17 protein-coding genes and 4 tRNA genes are annotated in these 21,210 nt (G+C 57.4%); all 21 read right to left on the bottom strand.

All coding sequences use genetic code 11. From position 1 onward, the window contains the following. Nucleotides 1-72: 72 nt before the first annotated feature. The 21 genes from rpsJ to birA all read right to left on the bottom strand — a co-directional run bounded on the left by rpsJ (nucleotide 73) and on the right by birA (nucleotide 20,953). Nucleotides 73-384 carry a 30S ribosomal protein S10 gene (gene rpsJ / locus ACQZ2L_RS14360; RefSeq protein WP_003186070.1) on the bottom strand — a complete coding sequence of 104 codons (312 nt, stop codon included), beginning with the start codon at nucleotides 382-384 and terminating at the stop codon, nucleotides 73-75. A gap of 142 nt (nucleotides 385-526) precedes the next feature. Further along, entirely contained in the window at nucleotides 527-1,720 is a 1,194-nt protein-coding gene (gene tuf, locus ACQZ2L_RS14365) for an elongation factor Tu (protein WP_101322346.1), read from the bottom strand. A 31-nt stretch (nucleotides 1,721-1,751) separates the two neighbouring features. Further along, nucleotides 1,752-3,899 carry an elongation factor G gene (fusA, locus tag ACQZ2L_RS14370; RefSeq protein WP_430326689.1) on the bottom strand — a complete coding sequence of 716 codons (2,148 nt, stop codon included), beginning with the start codon at nucleotides 3,897-3,899 and terminating at the stop codon, nucleotides 1,752-1,754. 30 nt (nucleotides 3,900-3,929) lie between these two features. Further along, on the bottom strand, nucleotides 3,930-4,400 hold the full coding sequence (gene rpsG, locus ACQZ2L_RS14375) for a 30S ribosomal protein S7 (RefSeq protein WP_008089143.1): 471 nt from the start codon (nucleotides 4,398-4,400) through the stop codon (nucleotides 3,930-3,932). Nucleotides 4,401-4,506: 106 nt separating this feature from the next. Continuing rightward, on the bottom strand, nucleotides 4,507-4,878 hold the full coding sequence (rpsL, locus tag ACQZ2L_RS14380; protein ID WP_003257088.1) for a 30S ribosomal protein S12: 372 nt from the start codon (nucleotides 4,876-4,878) through the stop codon (nucleotides 4,507-4,509). 211 nt (nucleotides 4,879-5,089) lie between these two features. Further along, the gene (rpoC, locus tag ACQZ2L_RS14385; RefSeq protein WP_314877064.1) at nucleotides 5,090-9,289 is read right to left on the bottom strand and encodes a DNA-directed RNA polymerase subunit beta'; all 4,200 of its coding nucleotides are present in this window, start codon (nucleotides 9,287-9,289) and stop codon (nucleotides 5,090-5,092) included. A gap of 64 nt (nucleotides 9,290-9,353) precedes the next feature. Further along, nucleotides 9,354-13,427 carry a DNA-directed RNA polymerase subunit beta gene (gene rpoB, locus ACQZ2L_RS14390; protein ID WP_101322349.1) on the bottom strand — a complete coding sequence of 1,358 codons (4,074 nt, stop codon included), beginning with the start codon at nucleotides 13,425-13,427 and terminating at the stop codon, nucleotides 9,354-9,356. A gap of 217 nt (nucleotides 13,428-13,644) precedes the next feature. Further along, complete coding sequence (rplL, locus tag ACQZ2L_RS14395; protein WP_033703494.1) at nucleotides 13,645-14,010, bottom strand: 50S ribosomal protein L7/L12; 366 nt, start codon at nucleotides 14,008-14,010, stop codon at nucleotides 13,645-13,647. Nucleotides 14,011-14,088: 78 nt separating this feature from the next. Next, nucleotides 14,089-14,589, bottom strand: coding sequence for a 50S ribosomal protein L10 (gene rplJ, locus ACQZ2L_RS14400; RefSeq protein ID WP_101322350.1), 501 nt, complete (start codon nucleotides 14,587-14,589; stop codon nucleotides 14,089-14,091). Between the two features lie 198 nt (nucleotides 14,590-14,787). Further along, nucleotides 14,788-15,483 carry a 50S ribosomal protein L1 gene (gene rplA, locus ACQZ2L_RS14405; protein ID WP_101322351.1) on the bottom strand — a complete coding sequence of 232 codons (696 nt, stop codon included), beginning with the start codon at nucleotides 15,481-15,483 and terminating at the stop codon, nucleotides 14,788-14,790. Then, nucleotides 15,483-15,914, bottom strand: a complete 432-nt coding sequence (gene rplK, locus ACQZ2L_RS14410; protein WP_103435168.1) for a 50S ribosomal protein L11 — start codon at nucleotides 15,912-15,914, stop codon at nucleotides 15,483-15,485. The genes rplA and rplK overlap by 1 nt, the downstream gene beginning before the upstream one ends. A 119-nt stretch (nucleotides 15,915-16,033) precedes the next feature. Then, complete coding sequence (nusG, locus tag ACQZ2L_RS14415; RefSeq protein WP_101322353.1) at nucleotides 16,034-16,567, bottom strand: transcription termination/antitermination protein NusG; 534 nt, start codon at nucleotides 16,565-16,567, stop codon at nucleotides 16,034-16,036. 9 nt (nucleotides 16,568-16,576) lie between these two features. Then, a complete protein-coding gene (secE, locus tag ACQZ2L_RS14420; protein ID WP_101322354.1) occupies nucleotides 16,577-16,945 on the bottom strand; it encodes a preprotein translocase subunit SecE in 369 nt (122 codons plus the stop codon). A 44-nt stretch (nucleotides 16,946-16,989) separates the two neighbouring features. Continuing rightward, a tRNA-Trp gene (locus ACQZ2L_RS14425) sits at nucleotides 16,990-17,065 on the bottom strand. 55 nt (nucleotides 17,066-17,120) lie between these two features. Further along, a complete protein-coding gene (gene tuf / locus ACQZ2L_RS14430) occupies nucleotides 17,121-18,314 on the bottom strand; it encodes an elongation factor Tu (RefSeq protein WP_101322346.1) in 1,194 nt (397 codons plus the stop codon). A 79-nt stretch (nucleotides 18,315-18,393) separates the two neighbouring features. Beyond that, nucleotides 18,394-18,469: transfer RNA gene (locus tag ACQZ2L_RS14435), tRNA-Thr, on the bottom strand. 26 nt (nucleotides 18,470-18,495) lie between these two features. Further along, nucleotides 18,496-18,569 (bottom strand) — tRNA-Gly (locus ACQZ2L_RS14440). Nucleotides 18,570-18,592: 23 nt separating this feature from the next. Further along, a tRNA-Tyr gene (locus tag ACQZ2L_RS14445) sits at nucleotides 18,593-18,677 on the bottom strand. A gap of 144 nt (nucleotides 18,678-18,821) precedes the next feature. Then, complete coding sequence (locus ACQZ2L_RS14450) at nucleotides 18,822-19,247, bottom strand: hypothetical protein (protein WP_430326690.1); 426 nt, start codon at nucleotides 19,245-19,247, stop codon at nucleotides 18,822-18,824. A 7-nt stretch (nucleotides 19,248-19,254) separates the two neighbouring features. After that, nucleotides 19,255-20,004 (bottom strand): pantothenate kinase, encoded by a 750-nt coding sequence (locus tag ACQZ2L_RS14455; protein WP_430326691.1) that lies wholly within the window; start codon nucleotides 20,002-20,004, stop codon nucleotides 19,255-19,257. Then, nucleotides 19,994-20,953 carry a bifunctional biotin--[acetyl-CoA-carboxylase] ligase/biotin operon repressor BirA gene (gene birA, locus ACQZ2L_RS14460; RefSeq protein WP_430326692.1) on the bottom strand — a complete coding sequence of 320 codons (960 nt, stop codon included), beginning with the start codon at nucleotides 20,951-20,953 and terminating at the stop codon, nucleotides 19,994-19,996. Before birA ends, ACQZ2L_RS14455 begins: the two co-directional genes overlap by 11 nt. Between the last annotated feature and the right edge of the window lie 257 nt (nucleotides 20,954-21,210).

The following is a 21,210-nucleotide window of genomic DNA, read 5'->3' on the forward strand; positions in this document are numbered from 1 at the left end:
CTCATGAGTGTACGGGGCTTTCACCCGCTATGGCCGCCCATTTCAGAGCGTTACACGGTTAAGACCGAAGTCTTAGCCGAGGCTGATCTGTACTTCCACACCTGCCGCAAGGTCCAGCTTCATCAGCGCATCAACGGTTTTATCCGTTGGCTGGACGATGTCCAGAACGCGCTTATGAGTGCGGATCTCGTACTGGTCACGCGCGTCTTTGTTGACGTGCGGGGAGACCAGAACGGTGAAACGCTCTTTGCGAGTAGGCAGTGGAATCGGACCACGCACTTGTGCACCAGTACGTTTCGCGGTTTCCACGATTTCCTGGGTGGATTGGTCGATCAGGCGATGGTCGAAAGCCTTCAACCTGATACGGATTTGCTGATTTTGCATTGGATTTCAGACTCCAGGCTGTTCCCAACGGACGCACTACGCCCGCTAAAAGGAGGCGTGATTCTATAGACGGTCCGATTTTGTGTCAACCCAATAAAAAAGGCCCCCGCTGAGCGGAGGCCTTTTTCAACCGATCGAGTGATTACTCGATGATTTTGGCTACGACGCCGGCGCCGACGGTACGACCGCCTTCACGGATAGCGAAGCGCAGACCGTCTTCCATTGCGATGGTCTTGATCAGAGTGACTTCCATCTGGATGTTGTCACCTGGCATTACCATCTCAACGCCTTCCGGCAGCTGGCAGTTACCGGTCACGTCAGTAGTACGGAAGTAGAACTGAGGACGGTAGCCTTTGAAGAACGGAGTGTGACGACCGCCTTCTTCTTTCGACAGAACGTAAACTTCTGCGGTGAACTTGGTGTGCGGCTTGACCGAACCTGGCTTGACCAGAACCTGGCCACGCTCAACGTCGTCACGCTTGGTACCACGCAGCAGAACGCCACAGTTCTCGCCAGCACGACCTTCGTCGAGCAGTTTGCGGAACATCTCAACACCGGTGCAGGTGGTGGTGGTGGTGTCACGCAGACCAACGATTTCCAGAGCGTCTTGAACGCGGACGATGCCACGCTCGATACGACCGGTAACAACGGTACCACGACCCGAGATCGAGAATACGTCTTCGATTGGCATCAGGAACGGCTTGTCGATAGCGCGCTCTGGCTCTGGGATGTAGCTGTCCAGAGTTTCTACCAGTTTCTTGACGGCAGTGGTGCCCATCTCGTTGTCGTCTTTGCCTTCCAGAGCCATACGAGCCGAACCGATGATGATCGGAGTGTCGTCGCCTGGGAAGTCATAGGTGGACAGCAGGTCGCGAACTTCCATCTCGACCAGTTCCAGCAGCTCAGCGTCGTCTACCAGGTCAGCCTTGTTCAGGAAGACCACGATGTACGGAACGCCAACCTGACGGGACAGCAGGATGTGCTCACGGGTTTGTGGCATCGGACCATCGGCGGCCGAGCAAACCAGGATAGCGCCGTCCATCTGCGCAGCACCGGTGATCATGTTCTTCACATAGTCAGCGTGACCTGGGCAGTCGACGTGAGCGTAGTGACGGATCTTCGAGTTGTACTCGACGTGCGCGGTGTTGATGGTGATACCACGCGCTTTCTCTTCTGGAGCCGAGTCGATCTTGTCGAAGTCAACAACAGCCGAACCGAAAACTTCGGAGCAGACGCGAGTCAGAGCAGCAGTCAGAGTGGTTTTACCGTGGTCGACGTGACCGATGGTGCCAACGTTGACGTGCGGAAGGGAACGATCAAATTTTTCTTTAGCCACGACAGTGAACTCCTAGCCTAAAGGGGCTGAATCAGCCTTGTTTTTTAACGAGAGCTTCGACGATGTTCGACGGAGCTTCGGCGTATTTGGAGAATTCCATGGAGTAGCTCGCGCGACCCTGAGACATGGAACGAACGTCGGTCGCATAACCGAACATTTCCCCGAGCGGCACTTCAGCACGGATAACCCTGCCGGAGACCGAATCATCCATACCCTGGATCAGACCACGACGACGGTTCAGGTCACCCATCACGTCACCCATGTAGTCCTCAGGGGTTACAACCTCAACCTTCATGATCGGCTCGAGAACCTGACCACCGCCCTTTTGGGCCAGCTGCTTGGTTGCCATCGAAGCTGCAACCTTGAACGCCATCTCGTTGGAGTCGACGTCATGGTACGAACCGTCGAATACCGTGGCCTTGAGGCCGATCAGAGGATAACCGGCAACAACGCCGTTCTTCATCTGCTCTTCGATACCCTTCTGGATCGGAGCGATGAATTCCTTAGGAATCACACCACCAACCACTTCGTTGCTGAACACCAGACCTTCGGTGATGTTGCCTTTGTCGTCCACGTCCGGCTCCGAGAAACGGATCCAGCAGTGACCGAACTGACCACGACCACCCGACTGACGAACGAATTTGCCTTCGATTTCGACGTTGGACTTGGTGATACGCTCGCGGTACGAAACCTGCGGCTTGCCGATGTTGGCTTCGACGTTGAACTCGCGCTTCATGCGGTCAACGAGGATGTCCAGGTGAAGCTCGCCCATACCGGAGATGATGGTCTGGCCGGTTTCTTCATCGGTCTTGACGCGGAACGACGGGTCTTCCTGAGCCAGTTTGCCCAGTGCGATACCCATCTTTTCCTGGTCCTGCTTGGTTTTCGGCTCAACAGCAACCGAAATTACAGGCTCCGGGAAGTCCATACGCTCGAGGATGATCGGCTTGTCGGCGTTGCACAGGGTGTCACCAGTGGTGACGTCCTTCATGCCGATCAGAGCAGCGATGTCGCCTGCGCGTACTTCTTTGATCTCTTCACGCTGGTTGGCGTGCATCTGCACCATACGACCAACGCGCTCTTTCTTGCCCTTGACCGAGTTGATCACGGAGTCGCCCGAGGTCAGGAAACCCGAGTAGACGCGCACGAAAGTCAGAGTACCAACGAACGGGTCGGTGGCAATCTTGAACGCCAGAGCCGAGAACGGCTCGTCGTCGGAAGCGTGACGCTCGTCGTAGTCGGCATCGACCAGCTCTTCTTTCGACTTCTCGATCAGATCAGGGTGAATACCTTTGATCGCCGGGATTTCGGTAGGAGCAGGCAGGAACTCGATTACGGCGTCCAGAACCAGGGGAACACCCTTGTTCTTGAACGAGGAACCGCAGACAGCCGGAACGATCTCGCCAGCCAGGGTGCGCGCGCGCAGACCGGCCTTGATTTCTTCGACGGTCAGCTCTTCGCCTTCCAGGTACTTGTTCATCAGCTCTTCGCTGGACTCGGCAGCAGCCTCGACCATTTCGGAGCGATACTTCTCAGCCAACTCGAGCATGTCGGCAGGAATTTCTTCCTCGCGCGGCGAAGTGCCCTTGTCGTCATCGTTCCAGTAGACAGCTTTCATCTTGATCAGGTCGACCTGACCCTGGAAGTTGTCTTCCGAACCGATTGCCAGCTGGATCGGAACCGGGGTGTGACCCAGGCGGTTCTTGATCTGGCCGATAACGCGCAGGAAGTCAGCGCCTGCACGGTCCATCTTGTTCACGTAGACAACACGTGGAACGCCGTACTTGTTGGCTTGACGCCATACGGTTTCGGACTGTGGCTCAACGCCGGAGGTACCGCAGAACACAACGACCGCGCCGTCGAGTACACGCAGCGAACGCTCAACTTCAATGGTGAAGTCAACGTGGCCAGGGGTATCGATGACGTTTACGCGGTAGTTGTCGTACTGACCGGTAGAACCCTTCCAGAAGGTGGTAACGGCAGCGGAGGTAATGGTAATACCCCGCTCCTGCTCCTGCACCATCCAGTCGGTGGTCGCGGCGCCGTCATGCACCTCGCCCATCTTGTGGCTCAGGCCTGTGTAGAACAGGATCCGCTCGGTAGTGGTAGTTTTGCCCGCATCGACGTGCGCGCAAATACCAATGTTACGGTAGCGGTTAATTGCTGTAGTACGAGCCATAAAGCCCTCGCAAAATGATTGATGCTTGAATTAGAAGCGGTAGTGCGAGAACGCTTTGTTGGCTTCAGCCATACGGTGCACGTCTTCACGCTTCTTGACTGCAGCACCTTTGCCTTCAGCAGCATCCAGCAGCTCGCCAGCCAAGCGCAGAGCCATGGACTTCTCGCCGCGCTTGCGGGCGTAGTCTACGAGCCAGCGCATTGCCAGAGCGTTACGACGGGATGGACGAACTTCGACCGGAACCTGGTAAGTGGCACCGCCGACACGGCGGGACTTTACTTCGACCAGCGGAGCGATGGCGTCGAGAGCTTTCTCGAAGATTTCCAGGGGATCGCTGTTCTTGCGTTCTTTGACCTTGTCCAGCGCACCGTAAACGATACGCTCGGCAACGGCCTTCTTGCCGCTTTCCATCACGTGGTTCATGAACTTCGCGAGGATTTGCGATCCGTATTTTGGATCGTCCAGAATCTCACGTTTTGCTGCTACACGACGTCTTGGCATGATAAGCCCTCAAACGGTCTTCAGGTTAGCCCGGGACCTGGGTCTACGACCCCCGCCCGACCTTACTCTTATCGACTGAAAAAATTGATTATGTGCAAACGGCCGATTACTTCGGACGCTTGGTACCGTACTTCGAACGACCTTGGTTACGACCTTTGACGCCGGAGGTATCCAGGGAGCCGCGAACGGTGTGGTAACGAACACCTGGCAAGTCTTTTACACGGCCGCCACGGATCAGGACGACGCTGTGCTCTTGCAGGTTGTGGCCTTCACCGCCGATGTACGAGGAAACCTCGAAACCGTTGGTCAGACGCACACGGCATACTTTACGCAGTGCCGAGTTAGGTTTTTTCGGCGTGGTGGTGTACACACGGGTGCACACGCCACGACGTTGCGGGCAGTTCTGCAGCGCAGGTACGTCGGATTTCTCGACGGTACGCTTACGCGGCTGACGTACCAGCTGGTTGATAGTTGCCATCTACTAGCTCCACTGATTGTCTTGCGACGCTATTGTCTTGCAAGAAAGCCTAAAATTGACGAGACGGAGCCTCACCAAATTTAAGGGTACAAAAGTCTAAAGAGGTTCTTGCACCCAGTCAAGACAAGGCCCCGGCCCTCCCCGCCCGGTGATCGGTAACATTGCATGTCACCAAGCACCGCGGAGAGGGGCCGGGGCCCCGCCCTGTTACTTAATTACCGCTGGAATTCAACGCTTCGGTCAGTGCGGCTTCCACCTCACTGGCACTTACGCGCAGCGGTTTGTCGGCATCACGGCGACGCTTGCGCTCGCTGTGGTAAGCCAGACCGGTACCGGCCGGGATCAGACGGCCGACGACCACGTTCTCTTTCAGGCCGCGCAGGTAATCGCGCTTGCCGGTTACCGCCGCTTCGGTCAGTACACGGGTGGTTTCCTGGAAGGAAGCCGCCGAGATGAACGATTCGGTGGACAGCGAGGCCTTGGTGATACCCAGCAGCACACGGGTGAACTTGGAGATGAACTTGTCATCGGCTGCGAGACGCTCGTTCTCGACCAGCACGTGAGTCAGTTCCATCTGGTCGCCCTTGATGAAGCTGGAGTCGCCCGACTCGGCAATCTCGACCTTACGCAGCATCTGACGCAGGATGGTCTCGATGTGCTTGTCGTTGATCTTAACGCCTTGCAGACGGTAAACGTCCTGGATCTCGTTGACGATGTACTTCGCCAGCGCGCTGACACCCAGCAGACGCAGGATATCATGCGGATCGCTTGGACCGTCGGAGATAACTTCGCCGCGGTTGACCTGTTCGCCTTCGAAGACGTTCAGGTGGCGCCACTTCGGAATCAGCTCTTCGTACGGATCGCTACCGTCGGTCGGAGTGATGACCAGACGACGCTTGCCTTTGGTCTCTTTACCGAACGCGATGGTACCGCTGACTTCCGCCAGGATCGACGCTTCTTTCGGACGACGTGCTTCGAACAAGTCGGCAACACGTGGCAGACCACCGGTGATGTCACGGGTCTTCGACGTTTCTTGCGGGATCCGCGCGATAACGTCACCAACACCGATCTGGGCACCGTCAGCTACACCTACCAAGGCGTTGGCCGGCAGGAAGTACTGAGCAGGTACGTCGGTACCTGGCAGCATCAGATCCTTGCCGTTGGCGTCGACCATCTTGATGGCCGGACGGATTTCCTTGCCAGCGGCAGGGCGATCCTTGGCGTCCAGGACTTCAATGTTGGTCAAACCAGTCAACTCGTCAGTCTGACGCTTGATGGTGATGTTTTCTTCCATGCCCACGAAGGTCACGGTACCTTTCAGCTCGGTAACGATCGGGTGGGTGTGCGGGTCCCATTTGGCGACGATTGCGCCTGCGTCGACCTTGTCACCTTCCTTGACCGAAATCACGGCGCCGTAAGGCAGCTTGTAGCGCTCACGCTCACGACCGAATTCGTCGGCAATGGCCAGCTCGCCGGAACGCGATACAGCAACCAGGTTGCCGTCAGCACGCTCTACCTGCTTGAGGTTGTGCAGACGAACCATACCGCCGTTCTTCACCTGGACGCTGTCGGCAGCCGAGGTCCGGCTTGCAGCACCACCGATGTGGAACGTACGCATGGTCAGCTGGGTACCCGGCTCACCGATGGACTGGGCAGCGATAACGCCGACCGCTTCACCGATGTTCACCTGATGACCGCGAGCCAGGTCACGACCGTAGCACTTGGCGCAGATGCCGAAGCGAGTTTCGCAGCTGATCGGCGAACGCACGATAACTTCGTCGATGCTGTTGAGCTCGATGAACTCGACCCACTTCTCGTCGACCAGGGTACCGGCCGGAACGATGACATCGTCGGTGCCAGGCTTGAACACGTCGCGGGCGATTACTCGACCCAGTACGCGCTCACCCAATGGCTCGACCACGTCGCCGCCTTCGATGTGCGGAGTCATCAGCAGGCCGTGATCAGTGCCGCAATCGATCTCGGTAACCACCAGATCCTGCGCCACGTCGACCAGACGACGAGTCAGGTAACCCGAGTTCGCAGTCTTCAAGGCGGTATCCGCAAGACCCTTACGAGCACCGTGCGTCGAGATGAAGTACTGCAGAACGCTCAGGCCTTCACGGAAGTTCGCGGTAATCGGCGTCTCGATGATCGAGCCGTCCGGCTTGGCCATCAGACCACGCATACCGGCCAACTGACGAATCTGAGCTGCCGAACCCCGAGCACCGGAGTCAGCCATCATGTACATCGAGTTGAAGGACTCTTGGTCGACTTCGTCGCCATTGCGGTCGATGACTTTCTCTTTCGAGAGGTTGGCCATCATCGCCTTGGAGACTTCGTCGTTCGCCTTGGACCACAAGTCGATGACCTTGTTGTACTTCTCGCCCTGGGTTACCAGGCCGGAGGCGTACTGGCTCTCGATTTCCTTCACTTCGTCGGTGGCAGCACCGATGATGCGGGCTTTTTCGTCCGGGATAACGAAGTCGTTAACACCGATCGAGACGCCGGAAATGGTCGAGTAGGCAAAGCCGGTGTACATCAGCTGGTCAGCGAAGATCACGGTCTCTTTCAGACCAACCACGCGGTAGCACTGGTTGATCAGCTTGGAGATCGCCTTTTTCTTCATTGGCTGGTTGACCACGTCGTACGACAGACCTGGTGGTACAACCTGGAACAGCAGTGCACGGCCGACAGTGGTGTCGACGATACGGGTGTTCTTGACGCTGCCGCCATCACGGTCGTTCACGGTTTCGTTGATACGAACCTTGATCTTGGCGTGCAGGGCAGCTTCGCCGGCGCGGAATACCCGGTCGACTTCCTGCAGGTCAGCGAAGACGCGACCTTCGCCCTTGGCGTTGATGGCTTCACGGGTCATGTAGTACAGACCCAATACAACGTCCTGCGACGGAACGATGATTGGCTCACCGTTGGCTGGCGACAGGATGTTGTTGGTCGACATCATCAGCGCGCGCGCTTCGAGCTGGGCTTCCAGCGTCAGCGGCACGTGCACAGCCATTTGGTCACCGTCGAAGTCGGCGTTGTACGCAGCACAGACCAGCGGGTGCAGCTGGATAGCCTTACCTTCGATCAGTACCGGTTCAAACGCCTGGATGCCGAGACGGTGAAGGGTCGGTGCACGGTTGAGCAGTACGGGGTGTTCGCGGATGACCTCGGCGAGCACGTCCCAGACCTCTGGCAGCTCGCGCTCGACCATCTTCTTGGCAGCCTTGATGGTGGTCGCCAGACCACGCATTTCCAGCTTGCCGAAAATGAACGGCTTGAACAGCTCGAGAGCCATCTTCTTCGGCAGACCGCACTGGTGCAGACGCAGGGTCGGGCCTACGGTAATTACCGAACGGCCGGAGTAGTCCACGCGCTTGCCGAGCAAGTTCTGACGGAAGCGACCTTGCTTACCTTTGATCATGTCAGCCAGCGACTTCAGCGGACGCTTGTTCGAGCCAGTGATGGCGCGACCGCGACGGCCGTTGTCGAGCAGGGCGTCGACCGCTTCCTGCAGCATGCGCTTTTCGTTGCGCACGATGATGTCCGGAGCCGACAGGTCAAGCAGACGCTTGAGACGGTTGTTCCGGTTGATCACGCGGCGGTACAGGTCGTTCAGGTCGGAGGTCGCGAAGCGGCCACCATCCAGCGGTACCAGCGGACGCAGGTCCGGCGGCAGTACTGGCAGAACGGTCAGGACCATCCACTCAGGCAGGTTGCCCGAGCCCTGGAAGGCTTCCATCAGCTTGAGGCGCTTGGACAGCTTCTTGATCTTGGTTTCCGAGTTGGTTTGCGGAATTTCTTCACGCAGGCGGCCAATCTCGTGCTCCAGATCGATAGCGTGCAGCAGTTCGCGAACAGCCTCGGCACCCATGCGCGCGTCGAAGTCATCACCGAACTCTTCCAGCGCTTCGAAGTACTGCTCGTCGTTGAGCAGCTGACCCTTCTCCAGGGTGGTCATGCCCGGGTCGATAACGACGTAGCTCTCGAAGTAGAGAACGCGCTCGATATCACGCAGGGTCATGTCCATCAGCAGGCCGATACGGGACGGCAGCGACTTCAGGAACCAGATGTGGGCCACTGGCGAGGCCAGCTCGATGTGCGCCATGCGCTCACGACGAACCTTGGCCAGGGCGACTTCAACGCCGCACTTCTCACAGATCACACCACGGTGTTTCAAGCGCTTGTACTTACCGCACAGGCACTCGTAGTCCTTGACTGGGCCAAAGATCTTGGCGCAGAACAGGCCGTCACGCTCAGGTTTGAACGTACGGTAGTTGATGGTTTCCGGTTTTTTAACTTCACCGAACGACCACGAACGGATCATCTCAGGCGACGCGAGGCCGATGCGAATGGCATCGAACTCTTCGACTTGACCCTGGTTTTTCAGCAAATTCAGTAGGTCTTTCAAGGCCTTTCCTCCTGGCGGAGCAAGGAGCGGGCTGTTACAGCCCCGCTCCCATTCGCGTCACGTGTTATTCGGTTTCCAGATCGATATCGATACCGAGCGAACGGATCTCTTTGATCAACACGTTGAAGGACTCGGGCATGCCCGGCTCCATACGGTGATCGCCATCCACGATGTTTTTGTACATCTTGGTACGGCCGTTCACGTCGTCCGACTTCACTGTGAGCATTTCTTGCAGAGTGTACGCCGCGCCGTATGCTTCCAGCGCCCAGACTTCCATCTCCCCGAAACGCTGACCACCGAACTGCGCCTTACCACCCAGCGGCTGCTGGGTAACCAGGCTGTACGAACCAGTGGAACGCGCGTGCATCTTGTCGTCCACCAAGTGGTTCAGCTTGAGCATGTACATGTAACCAACGGTCACCGGACGCTCGAACTTGTTGCCGGTACGGCCGTCGAACAGCACCATCTGGCCGCTTTCTGGCATGTCAGCCAGTTTCAGCATGGCCTTGATTTCGCTTTCCTTGGCACCGTCGAAGACCGGAGTAGCCATAGGCACGCCTTTCTTCAGGTTGTGCGCCAGAGCAAGGATCTCAGCGTCGGTGAAGTCTTCCAGGCTTTCCTGACGACCGCCGATCTCGTTGTAGATCTCGGTGAGGAAGCTGCGCAGCTCAGTGGCTTTGCGCTGCTCTTCGATCATCCGGTCGATCTTCTCGCCCAGACCTTTGGCTGCGAGGCCGAGGTGGGTTTCGAGGATCTGCCCGACGTTCATACGCGATGGTACGCCCAGCGGGTTCAGTACGACGTCTACCGGAGTACCGTTGGCGTCGTGCGGCATGTCTTCGACCGGCATGATCACCGAGACCACACCTTTGTTACCGTGGCGGCCAGCCATCTTGTCGCCCGGCTGGATGCGGCGGCGGATAGCCAGGTAGACCTTGACGATCTTCAGTACGCCCGGTGCCAGGTCATCGCCCTGCTGCAGCTTGCGCTTCTTGTCTTCGAACTTGTCGTCGAGCAGACGGCGACGATCGACGATGTAGGCCTGAGCCTTCTCGAGCTGATCGTTGAGCGCGTCTTCGGCCATGCGCAGTTTGAACCACTGGCCGTGCTCCAGACCGTCGAGGACTTCGTCGCTGACCACGGTGCCTTTTTTCAGGCCCGCGCCACCGTCGACAACCTGGCCGTTCAGAGCCGAGCGCAGACGTTCGAAGGTTGCGCCTTCAACGATGCGGAACTCTTCGTTCAGATCCTTGCGGATCTCGTCCAGCTGGGTCTTCTCGATGGACAGGGCGCGGCTATCGCGCTCAACGCCGTCACGAGTGAAGACCTGCACGTCGATGACAGTACCTTTGGTGCCGGTTGGCACGCGCAGGGAGGTGTCTTTAACGTCGCTGGCTTTTTCACCGAAGATTGCACGCAGCAGTTTTTCTTCCGGAGTCAGTTGGGTCTCGCCTTTCGGAGTGACCTTGCCGACCAGGATGTCGCCAGCGCCGACTTCAGCACCCACGTAAACGATACCGGCTTCGTCCAGTTTGTTCAGTGCAGCTTCACCCACGTTCGGGATGTCTGCAGTGATTTCCTCAGGCCCAAGCTTGGTGTCACGCGCCACACAGGTCAGTTCCTGGATGTGGATAGTGGTGAAGCGATCTTCCTGAACCACGCGCTCCGACAGACAGATGGAGTCTTCGAAGTTGAAGCCGTTCCACGCCATGAACGCGATGCGCATGTTCTGACCCAGAGCCAGCTCACCCATATCGGTGGACGGGCCGTCAGCCATGATGTCATGACGCTTGACCACATCACCTTTGCTGACCAGCGGACGCTGGTTGATGCAGGTGTTCTGGTTCGAGCGGGTGTACTTGGTCAGGTTGTAGATGTCGACACCGGCTTCACCGGTTTCAACTTCGTCATCTGCAACACGAACCACGATACGGCTGGCATCGACCGAGTCGATAACGCCGCCACGGCGAGCCACGACGCAGACGCCGGAGTCACGGGCAACGTTGCGCTCCATGCCGGTACCTACCAGCGGCTTGTCGGCGCGCAGGGTTGGTACAGCCTGACGCTGCATGTTCGAACCCATCAACGCACGGTTGGCGTCGTCGTGCTCGAGGAACGGAATCAGCGACGCTGCAACCGAAACTACCTGCTTCGGCGAAACGTCCATCAGGGTGACGTCTTCCGGCGCCTTGACGGTGAATTCGTTCAGGTGACGTACTGCTACCAGTTCGTCGATCAGACGCTTGTCTTCGCTCATGGTGGCCGAAGCCTGGGCGATGACGTGGTCAGCTTCTTCGATCGCCGACAGGAACACGATGTCGTCGGAAACCACACCCTCTTTCACCACGCGGTACGGGCTCTCGAGGAAGCCGTACTGGTTGGTGCGGGCATACGCCGCCAGGGAGTTGATCAGACCGATGTTCGGACCTTCAGGGGTCTCGATCGGGCACACACGGCCGTAGTGGGTCGGGTGTACGTCACGGACTTCAAAGCCAGCGCGCTCACGGGTCAGACCGCCAGGGCCGAGTGCAGAGACACGACGCTTGTGGGTAATTTCCGAGAGCGGGTTGTTCTGGTCCATGAACTGCGAGAGCTGGCTGGAACCGAAGAACTCTTTCACCGCCGCCGCAACCGGCTTGGCGTTGATCAGGTCTTGCGGCATCAGGCCTTCGCTTTCTGCCATCGACAGACGCTCTTTGACCGCACGCTCAACGCGCACCAGGCCAACCCGGAACTGGTTCTCGGCCATCTCGCCAACACAACGCACACGGCGGTTGCCGAGGTGGTCGATGTCGTCGACGATGCCTTTACCGTTACGGATGTCGACCAGCGTCTTCAGTACGTCAACGATGTCTTCCTTGCTCAACACGCCCGAACCTTCGATCTCGGAGCGACCGATACGACGGTTGAACTTCATGCGGCCAACGGCGGACAGATCGTACCGCTCGGCGCTGAAGAACAGGTTGTTGAACAGGGTCTCGGCGGCATCCTTGGTTGGCGGCTCGCCTGGACGCATCATCCGGTAGATCTCGACCAGCGCTTCCAGTTGGTTGCTGGTGGTGTCGATCTTCAGGGTGTCCGAAATGAACGGACCGCAGTCGATGTCGTTGGTGTACAGGGTCTCGAGGCGAACAACCTGAGCCTTGGCGATCTTGATCAGCAGCTCGGTGGTCAGCTCGGTGTTGCACTCAGCCAGGATCTCGCCGGTAGCCGGATGCACGATTGCCTTGGCAGTGGTGCGACCCAGTACGTACTCCATCGGCACGTCCAGCTGCTTGACGCCAGCCTTCTCGAGCTGATTGATGTGGCGTGCAGTGATACGACGGCCCTGCTCGACGATGACTTTGCCATTTTCGTCATGGATGTCCATGACCGCAACTTCACCGCGCAGGCGCTGAGGTACCAGCTCCAGGCTCAGGCTTTCGCCGGTAACGTGGAACACGTTGGTGGTGTAGAAGGCGTTCAGAACCTCTTCGGTGCTGTAGCCCAGCGCGCGCAGCAGTACCGAGGCCGGCAGTTTGCGGCGACGGTCGATACGCACGAATACGCAGTCTTTCGGGTCGAACTCGAAGTCCAACCAGGAACCGCGGTAAGGAATGATACGAGCCGAGTACAGCAGTTTGCCCGAGCTGTGCGTCTTGCCACGGTCGTGGTCGAAGAACACACCCGGCGAACGGTGCAGCTGGGAAACGATCACACGCTCGGTACCGTTGATAACGAAGGTACCGTTCTCAGTCATCAGGGGGATTTCACCCATGTAGACTTCTTGCTCTTTGATGTCCTTGATCGCTTTGTTCGACGACTCTTTGTCGAAGATGATCAGACGGACCTTGACCCGCAGCGGTACGGCGAAGGTCACGCCGCGCAGGACGCATTCCTTGACGTCGAAAGCCGGTTCGCCCAGACGATAGCCAACGTACTCCAGGGCAGCGTTGCCGGAGTAGCTGATGATCGGGAAGACCGACTTGAAGGCAGCATGCAGACCGACGTCGCGGAACTGATCCTTGGATGCTCCCGCTTGCAGGAATTCGCGATACGAATCCAGCTGGATGGCCAGGAGGTAAGGCACATCCATCACGTCCGGCAACTTGCTAAAGTCCTTGCGGATACGTTTTTTCTCAGTGTATGAGTAAGCCATCAGCGTTCCCCAGCTTGGTCACCTGCTTGTTTGGCGTCTCCCGGCGGGAGCAACCAGAAAATCGTGCAAACCCCATGGTTTGCTCCACCCTCTAGGTGGCTACAGCACGTTATCGGGGCCGACCTGGTCGGCCGCCAATAACGGAAAAAGGCCGGTGGCAAAAGCCACCAGCCGTCAGCCTTAGCTCAACGCTCCGGCTGGAGTCGCAAAGTCGAAATTACTTCAGTTCGACTTTAGCGCCTGCTTCTTCCAGCTTCTTCTTAGCGTCTTCAGCGGCTTCTTTCGAAACGCCTTCAGCTACAACCTGAGGAGCGCCATCGACTTTCTCTTTGGCTTCTTTCAGGCCGAGACCGGTCAGTTCACGAACTGCCTTGATCACGTTTACTTTCTTCTCGCCAGCTTCCAGCAGAACGACGTTGAATTCGGTCTGCTCTTCAACAACGGCGGCAGCAGCAGCTGGGCCAGCAGCGGCAACAGCGGCGGTCACGCCGAAGGTTTCTTCCATTGCTTTGATCAGTTCAACAACTTCCAGAACGGTTTTCTGGCCGATTGCTTCGATGATTTGTTCGTTAGTCAGGGACATTGACTTAAATCCTGTATTGGGGTGAAGGCCTACGCAGCCATCAAATTAAACGTATGATTTTGAAAGCGCTTCGTTGCCTTAGGCAGCGGTAGCTTCTTTCTGGTCGCGAATGGCTGCCAGGGTACGAGCCAGCTTGCTGGTAGCGCCTTGGATAACGCTCATCAGCCTTGCGATGGCTTCGTCGCGGGTCGGCAGGGTAGCCAACACGTCGATTTCGTTCGCTGCAATGAACTTGCCGTCAAACGCAGCTGCCTTGATCTCGAACTTGTCCTGACCCTTGGCGAACTCTTTGAACAGACGAGCAGCAGCGCCCGGGTGTTCGTTGGAGAAAGCGATCAGGGTCGGGCCAGTGAAGGCGTCGTTGAGGACACTGAAGTCAGTGCCAGCAACAGCGCGCTTGAGCAGGGTGTTACGTACAACACGTACGTATACGCCAGCTTCACGAGCCTCTTTACGGAGTCCGGTCATTGCGCCTACAGTCACACCACGGGCATCAGCCACGACAGCGGACAGAGCGACTTTGGCAGCCTCGTTGACTTCAGCGACGATGGCCTTCTTGTCTTCGAGTTTAATTGCCACGGGTAAAACTCCTGCTTGTTACCGTTTCATCTGGCCGAAGCCGGATGTCGTTTTGGTGTCTGATTCGGTAAGGAACCGGGAGCACCATCTGCGTAGGCTGGGTGTTTAAGGCTTGCGCCGCCTACGGTCTTGGATAGCCCCCGCCAGGCAGGGACCCCAATTTTTGCAGCTGGCGTGCCTGAGCACGCCGGCTTTGTCTTACGCGTCCAGCGAGCTCTGGTCGATGACCAGACCTGGGCCCATAGTGGTGCTCAGGGTAACGCGCTTGACGTAGATACCTTTCGAGGAAGCTGGCTTGATACGCTTCAGATCAGCGATCAGGGCTTCAACGTTTTCCTTCAGCTTGCCGGCTTCGAAGCCAACCTTGCCAACGGAGGTGTGGATGATACCGTTTTTGTCGGTGCGGTAGCGAACCTGACCAGCTTTGGCGTTTTTAACCGCGGTAGCTACGTCTGGAGTTACGGTACCAACCTTAGGGTTAGGCATCAGGCCACGAGGACCGAGAACCTGGCCCAACTGACCAACAACGCGCATGGCATCCGGGGATGCGATGACTACGTCGTAGTTCAGGTCGCCGGCTTTCATTTCGGCAGCCAGATCGTCCATGCCTACACGGTCAGCGCCGGCAGCCAGAGCGGCTTCAGCAGCAGGACCCTGGGTGAACACGGCAACGCGTACGGTCTTGCCAGTGCCGTGTGGCAGCACAGTAGCGCTACGAACGACCTGGTCGGATTTACGCGGGTCAACACCGAGGTTGACGGCAACGTCGAAGGATTCGCTGAACTTCACGGTGGAGAGTTCGGCCAGCAGCACTGCTGCGTCTTCGAAGTTGTAGACTTTGCCAGCTTCGATTTTCGAAGCAATAGCCTTTTGGCGCTTGGTCAGCTTAGCCATTACACACCCTCCACGTTGAGGCCCATGCTGCGAGCAGAACCGGCGATGGTACGCACGGCTGCATCCAGGTCAGCGGCAGTCAGATCAGCCTCTTTGGTCTTGGCGATCTCTTCCAGCTGAGCACGGGTCACAGTACCCACCTTGACGGTGTTAGGACGCGCGGAGCCGCTGGTCAGGCCAGCTGCTTTTTTCAGCAGAACCGAAGCAGGGGTGCTTTTGGTTTCGAAGGTGAAGCTACGGTCACTGTAAACAGTGATGATCACAGGAGTCGGCAGGCCGGCTTCTTGACCCTGAGTACGGGCGTTGAAGGCCTTGCAGAATTCCATGATGTTCACACCGTGTTGACCCAGTGCTGGACCAACGGGTGGGCTAGGGTTGGCCTGGCCGGCCTTTACTTGCAGCTTGATGTAAGCCTGAATCTTCTTAGCCATGAGCTACTCCAATATCGGGTACGAACGCCTGAAGGCTCCCCGGATTACGTGCGTTTTATCCCAGTGACGACAAAACCCCGCAGCACATAGGGCTGCGGGGTATGGGATGCGTCGTTCGCCTAGACCTTCTCGACCTGGCCGAACTCGAGCTCCACCGGAGTGGAACGACCGAAAATGAGCACCGCCACTTGGAGCCGGCTCTTTTCGTAGTTAACTTCTTCAACGGTACCGTTGAAATCAGCAAAGGGACCGTCAACAACACGAACCACTTCACCTGGCTCGAAGAGCGTTTTTGGCTTCGGCTTGTCGCTGCCGTCGGCAACGCGACGCAGAATAGCCTCAGCTTCTTTATCGGTGATCGGTGCAGGCTTGTCTGCAGTACCACCAATGAAGCCCATTACACGAGGGGTATCCTTGACAAGGTGCCAAGTACCTTCGTTCATTTCCATCTGGACCAATACATAGCCAGGGAAGAACTTACGCTCGCTCTTGCGCTTCTGGCCATTACGCATTTCGACGACTTCTTCGGTCGGAACCAAAATCTCGCCGAAACCGTCTTCCATGCCAGCCAGCTTGACACGCTCAGTCAAAGAGCGCATCACATGCTTCTCGTAACCCGAGTAAGCATGCACAACGTACCAACGCTTAGCCACGGGACACCCTTAGCCAACAATCAAGGAAACCGCCCAGCCGAGCAGGGAGTCGAGACCCCACAGCAGCAGTGCCATAACCAATACAACGACCACAACGATAAGCGTGGTTTGCATGGTTTCTTGGCGGGTCGGCCACACGACTTTACGGATCTCGGTACGAGCTTCCTTCGCCAACGCAAAGAACGACTTGCCCTTTGCAGTCTGCAAGGCAACGAAGCCAGCAGCAGCAGCCAGGGCTAGAAGTGCGAGTACGCGGTACAGAATCGGAGAGGCGGAGTAATATTGATTACCCACGACACCAACGACTACCAGTGCAACAACAGCGAGCCACTTGAAAAGATCAAAACGCGAATCTTGGGCTTCAGTTTTGGGAGTCATCGAGGAGGATCCTGTGAGAAGAAAGCCAATCACACCGAGGTGAATGGCAGGTCAGGAGGGAATCGAACCCCCAACCTACGGTTTTGGAGACCGTCGCTCTGCCAATTGAGCTACTGACCTTTAACACTGTACCAGGCCGGCCATTATGCCGACCTGATCTTATGAAATCAACTACTTATTCAATAATTTTTGCTACGACGCCGGCGCCGACGGTACGACCGCCTTCACGGATAGCGAAGCGCAGACCGTCTTCCATTGCGATGGTCTTGATCAGAGTGACTTCCATCTGGATGTTGTCACCTGGCATTACCATCTCAACGCCTTCCGGCAGCTGGCAGTTACCGGTCACGTCAGTAGTACGGAAGTAGAACTGAGGACGGTAGCCTTTGAAGAACGGAGTGTGACGACCGCCTTCTTCTTTCGACAGAACGTAAACTTCTGCGGTGAACTTGGTGTGCGGCTTGACCGAACCTGGCTTGACCAGAACCTGGCCACGCTCAACGTCGTCACGCTTGGTACCACGCAGCAGAACGCCACAGTTCTCGCCAGCACGACCTTCGTCGAGCAGTTTGCGGAACATCTCAACACCGGTGCAGGTGGTGGTGGTGGTGTCACGCAGACCAACGATTTCCAGAGCGTCTTGAACGCGGACGATGCCACGCTCGATACGACCGGTAACAACGGTACCACGACCCGAGATCGAGAATACGTCTTCGATTGGCATCAGGAACGGCTTGTCGATAGCGCGCTCTGGCTCTGGGATGTAGCTGTCCAGAGTTTCTACCAGTTTCTTGACGGCAGTGGTGCCCATCTCGTTGTCGTCTTTGCCTTCCAGAGCCATACGAGCCGAACCGATGATGATCGGAGTGTCGTCGCCTGGGAAGTCATAGGTGGACAGCAGGTCGCGAACTTCCATCTCGACCAGTTCCAGCAGCTCAGCGTCGTCTACCAGGTCAGCCTTGTTCAGGAAGACCACGATGTACGGAACGCCAACCTGACGGGACAGCAGGATGTGCTCACGGGTTTGTGGCATCGGACCATCGGCGGCCGAGCAAACCAGGATAGCGCCGTCCATCTGCGCAGCACCGGTGATCATGTTCTTCACATAGTCAGCGTGACCTGGGCAGTCGACGTGAGCGTAGTGACGGATCTTCGAGTTGTACTCGACGTGCGCGGTGTTGATGGTGATACCACGCGCTTTCTCTTCTGGAGCACTGTCGATCTTGTCGAAGTCGACGACTGCCGAACCGAACACCTCGGAGCAGACGCGAGTCAGAGCTGCGGTCAGAGTGGTTTTACCATGGTCAACGTGGCCGATAGTGCCAACGTTTACGTGTGGTAGGGAACGATCAAACTTTTCCTTAGCCATCGAACAGTCCTCCGCAGAAGAAAATAGTCACTACTACCGATAAAACAAAGGCAGATATTTTCATATCTGCCTTGTTATATGGAGCTCTTGAGCGGACTTGAACCGCTGACCTCACCCTTACCAAGGGTGTGCTCTACCAACTGAGCTACAAGAGCGAAACAATGTGCAATAACAGCAAACTTGGAGCGGGTAGCGGGAATCGAACCCGCATCATCAGCTTGGAAGGCTGAGGTTCTACCACTAAACTATACCCGCGGAGCTTGCGGCTCTCGCTAAAATGGTGGAGGGGGAAGGATTCGAACCTTCGAAGTCGAAGACGGCAGATTTACAGTCTGCTCCCTTTGGCCGCTCGGGAACCCCTCCTGAGCGTGGGCGGCATTTTCAGCTTTTGCCGTCCTGCTGTCAAGCTTTTTTTCAATTAAATCTTGAAGTTAGCTGCTTTGACAACAGCTTCCGGTCCTACCACCTGAGTGGTGTTCCCTGCGAAGCGGGCGCCATTCTATCAAGCTATTCAGCAGTTGCAATACCCCCGCAGAAAATAATTTTGCGTTTTAAGTCTTTGAAATCCTTGGAAAGACTCTCGACCACTGATTGGTCCAGCAAACGCTCGCTTTCAACTGCAACCTTTAGCCACTGACCGTCAGCTCCCGGCAGCTGGCCAGCCACGACCTGCGTGTCAATATCCAGGCTCAGCAGCCGCTGGCGCAGCGCATCGATCTGCTCCTTGCTGGGCAGGCCACCCACTACCAGGCATTCATCGCGGCGGCGCGCCGGCGCCGCAGCACCCGTCTCGCGCAGCAGGCGGATCTCCTGCTGATTACCTTTATACAGAGAGAGCGGCGCGACCTCTTTGACTCTCAACGGCGCCTCCTGCTGATGCCACACGTAAAAAACGACGTTAAGCACCAACAGCAACAGAAACAACCAACGCATAGGCACCTCAATCCAGTGGACAAGCCATGGCCAAGCCGACAAATACCAGATCCGGCACGATTCGCGCCTGCGGGGCCGCATCGCGAACAAGCGGCGCGTCACCACCTGTGAGGAATACAGTGAAGCTGTCACCCCACAACGCCCGCGCCTGCTCGATCTGAGTTCGAGCAAAGCCTTGCAGCATGAGCACGCAACCGCGCTCAACCGCTTCGACTGTAGAACGGCCCGGGGCGAGCGTGTTCAGCGCCCGCTCCGCCGAGGCATCGTCATAACGAATGCGCCGGGTATGCGTGCGCAACTGGCTACGCATCAACGGCATCCCTGGGCATATGTAGCCACCAAGATGCTCGCCATCCGCAGCAACGAAGTCAGCCTTCGCGGCGGTCCCGAGATCGATCACCAGGCATGCGCCTTTGGCCAGGTGATAAGCCCCCAATACGGCCAACCAGCGATCCATGCCCAGCCGCTGATAATCTTCATAGCCATTGCGCACACCGGCCATGGCCTGCGCTGGCAAGGCTACCTGGGCATCTATGGCAAACTCGGTCGACAGAACGGCGCGCAGCGCCGCGGTTTCTTCTTCACTGCGCACGCTGACGATTCGGCAGCCTTGCAGGTGCAACGAAGGCAAGCCCAGCACAGCGATAACCAGGGCCTGATCCGAGTCGACAATCCCGCCGCCAACAATGGTGGCGTCGCTGGCATGAATGACGCGCCACTTGATAAAGCTGTTACCGCAATCGAGCTCAAGAATCATCACGCAACCTCAGGCTGAGCTCACCACCGCTGAAGCTCTTTTCCACACCGTCAACCTCAAGCCGCAATCCACCCTGCCCATCTACCCCACGGACGATGCCATGGGTATGGCTCGCACCAGCGATCAGCGAGACATTGCGCCCCTGCCAGACATGCGCGTGCTCCCATTCTTCCTGGAACGCGGCAAAGCCATAACGACGATGGCGAGCCAACTCATGCTGCAACTGCACATTGAGGCGCGCGACCAGCAGATTGCGATCGATCGGCGCACCGGCTTCACGCTTCATTGACGTCCATTGCTGATCGACCTGGTCGTTGGTCTGCATATTGACGTTGATCCCGACACCGATCACCACATGGCAGACATCGGCCGGGTCGCCCACCAGCTCAAGCAGGATGCCAGCGATCTTTTGCTCGGCAACCAGCACGTCATTGGGCCATTTCAGGCCAGCCTGCTCTACACCAAACCCTTGTAACGTGCGCATGACGGCCAACCCTACGACCAGGCTCAGGCCTTCGAGCTGACGCATGCCGCCCTCGATCCGGAGCACGAGGCTGTAATACAGGTTTTCGGCAAATGGGCTGACCCACTGCCGGCCACGCCTGCCCCGACCAGCACTTTGCCGCTCGGCCAGCACCAAAAAGGGGGCGGACTGGCCCTGCCCTACTGCTCTAAGGGCCTCGGCATTGGTCGAGTCGATAGCGTCATGGATGTACAGCGGCCACAGTTCACCTTCGGATTGCGCAGCGATGACGCTGGCATCAAGCAGGGCCAACGGCGCTGCCAACTGATAGCCGCGACCGCGAACCTTGTGGATAGACAGATTCAACTCGGATTCCAGATGCTGCAGCTGCTTCCAGACGGCGCTGCGGCTCACTCCGAGAGCTTCCCCGAGTGCCTGCCCGGAATGAAACCGGCCATCCTTGAGGAGATTCAACAACTTCAGCATGCCAGTCTCGACTTTGAATAAGGCTGGAATGATAGCCATGGCCTGCTGGCTTGCATAGGAAAAGGCGACCTTGGGGCTGGCTATGCGGGCGAATTGTTCTTGGAGCCGGTGGGATTGTAGGGTGTCAGATGGAGAGCTGGGGCCGCGTTGCGGCCCTTTCGCGACACAAGGCCGCTCCTACAGTTGACCGCGTTGCCCGGCTTTACGCGGTCGGCGTAGGAGCGGCCTTGCCGGAGCGCCGGACCGGTCGGATTGGC

The sequence above is a fragment of the Pseudomonas shirazensis genome, assembly GCF_050496565.1.
Taxonomy (GTDB): Bacteria; Pseudomonadota; Gammaproteobacteria; order Pseudomonadales; family Pseudomonadaceae; genus Aquipseudomonas; species Aquipseudomonas shirazensis_A.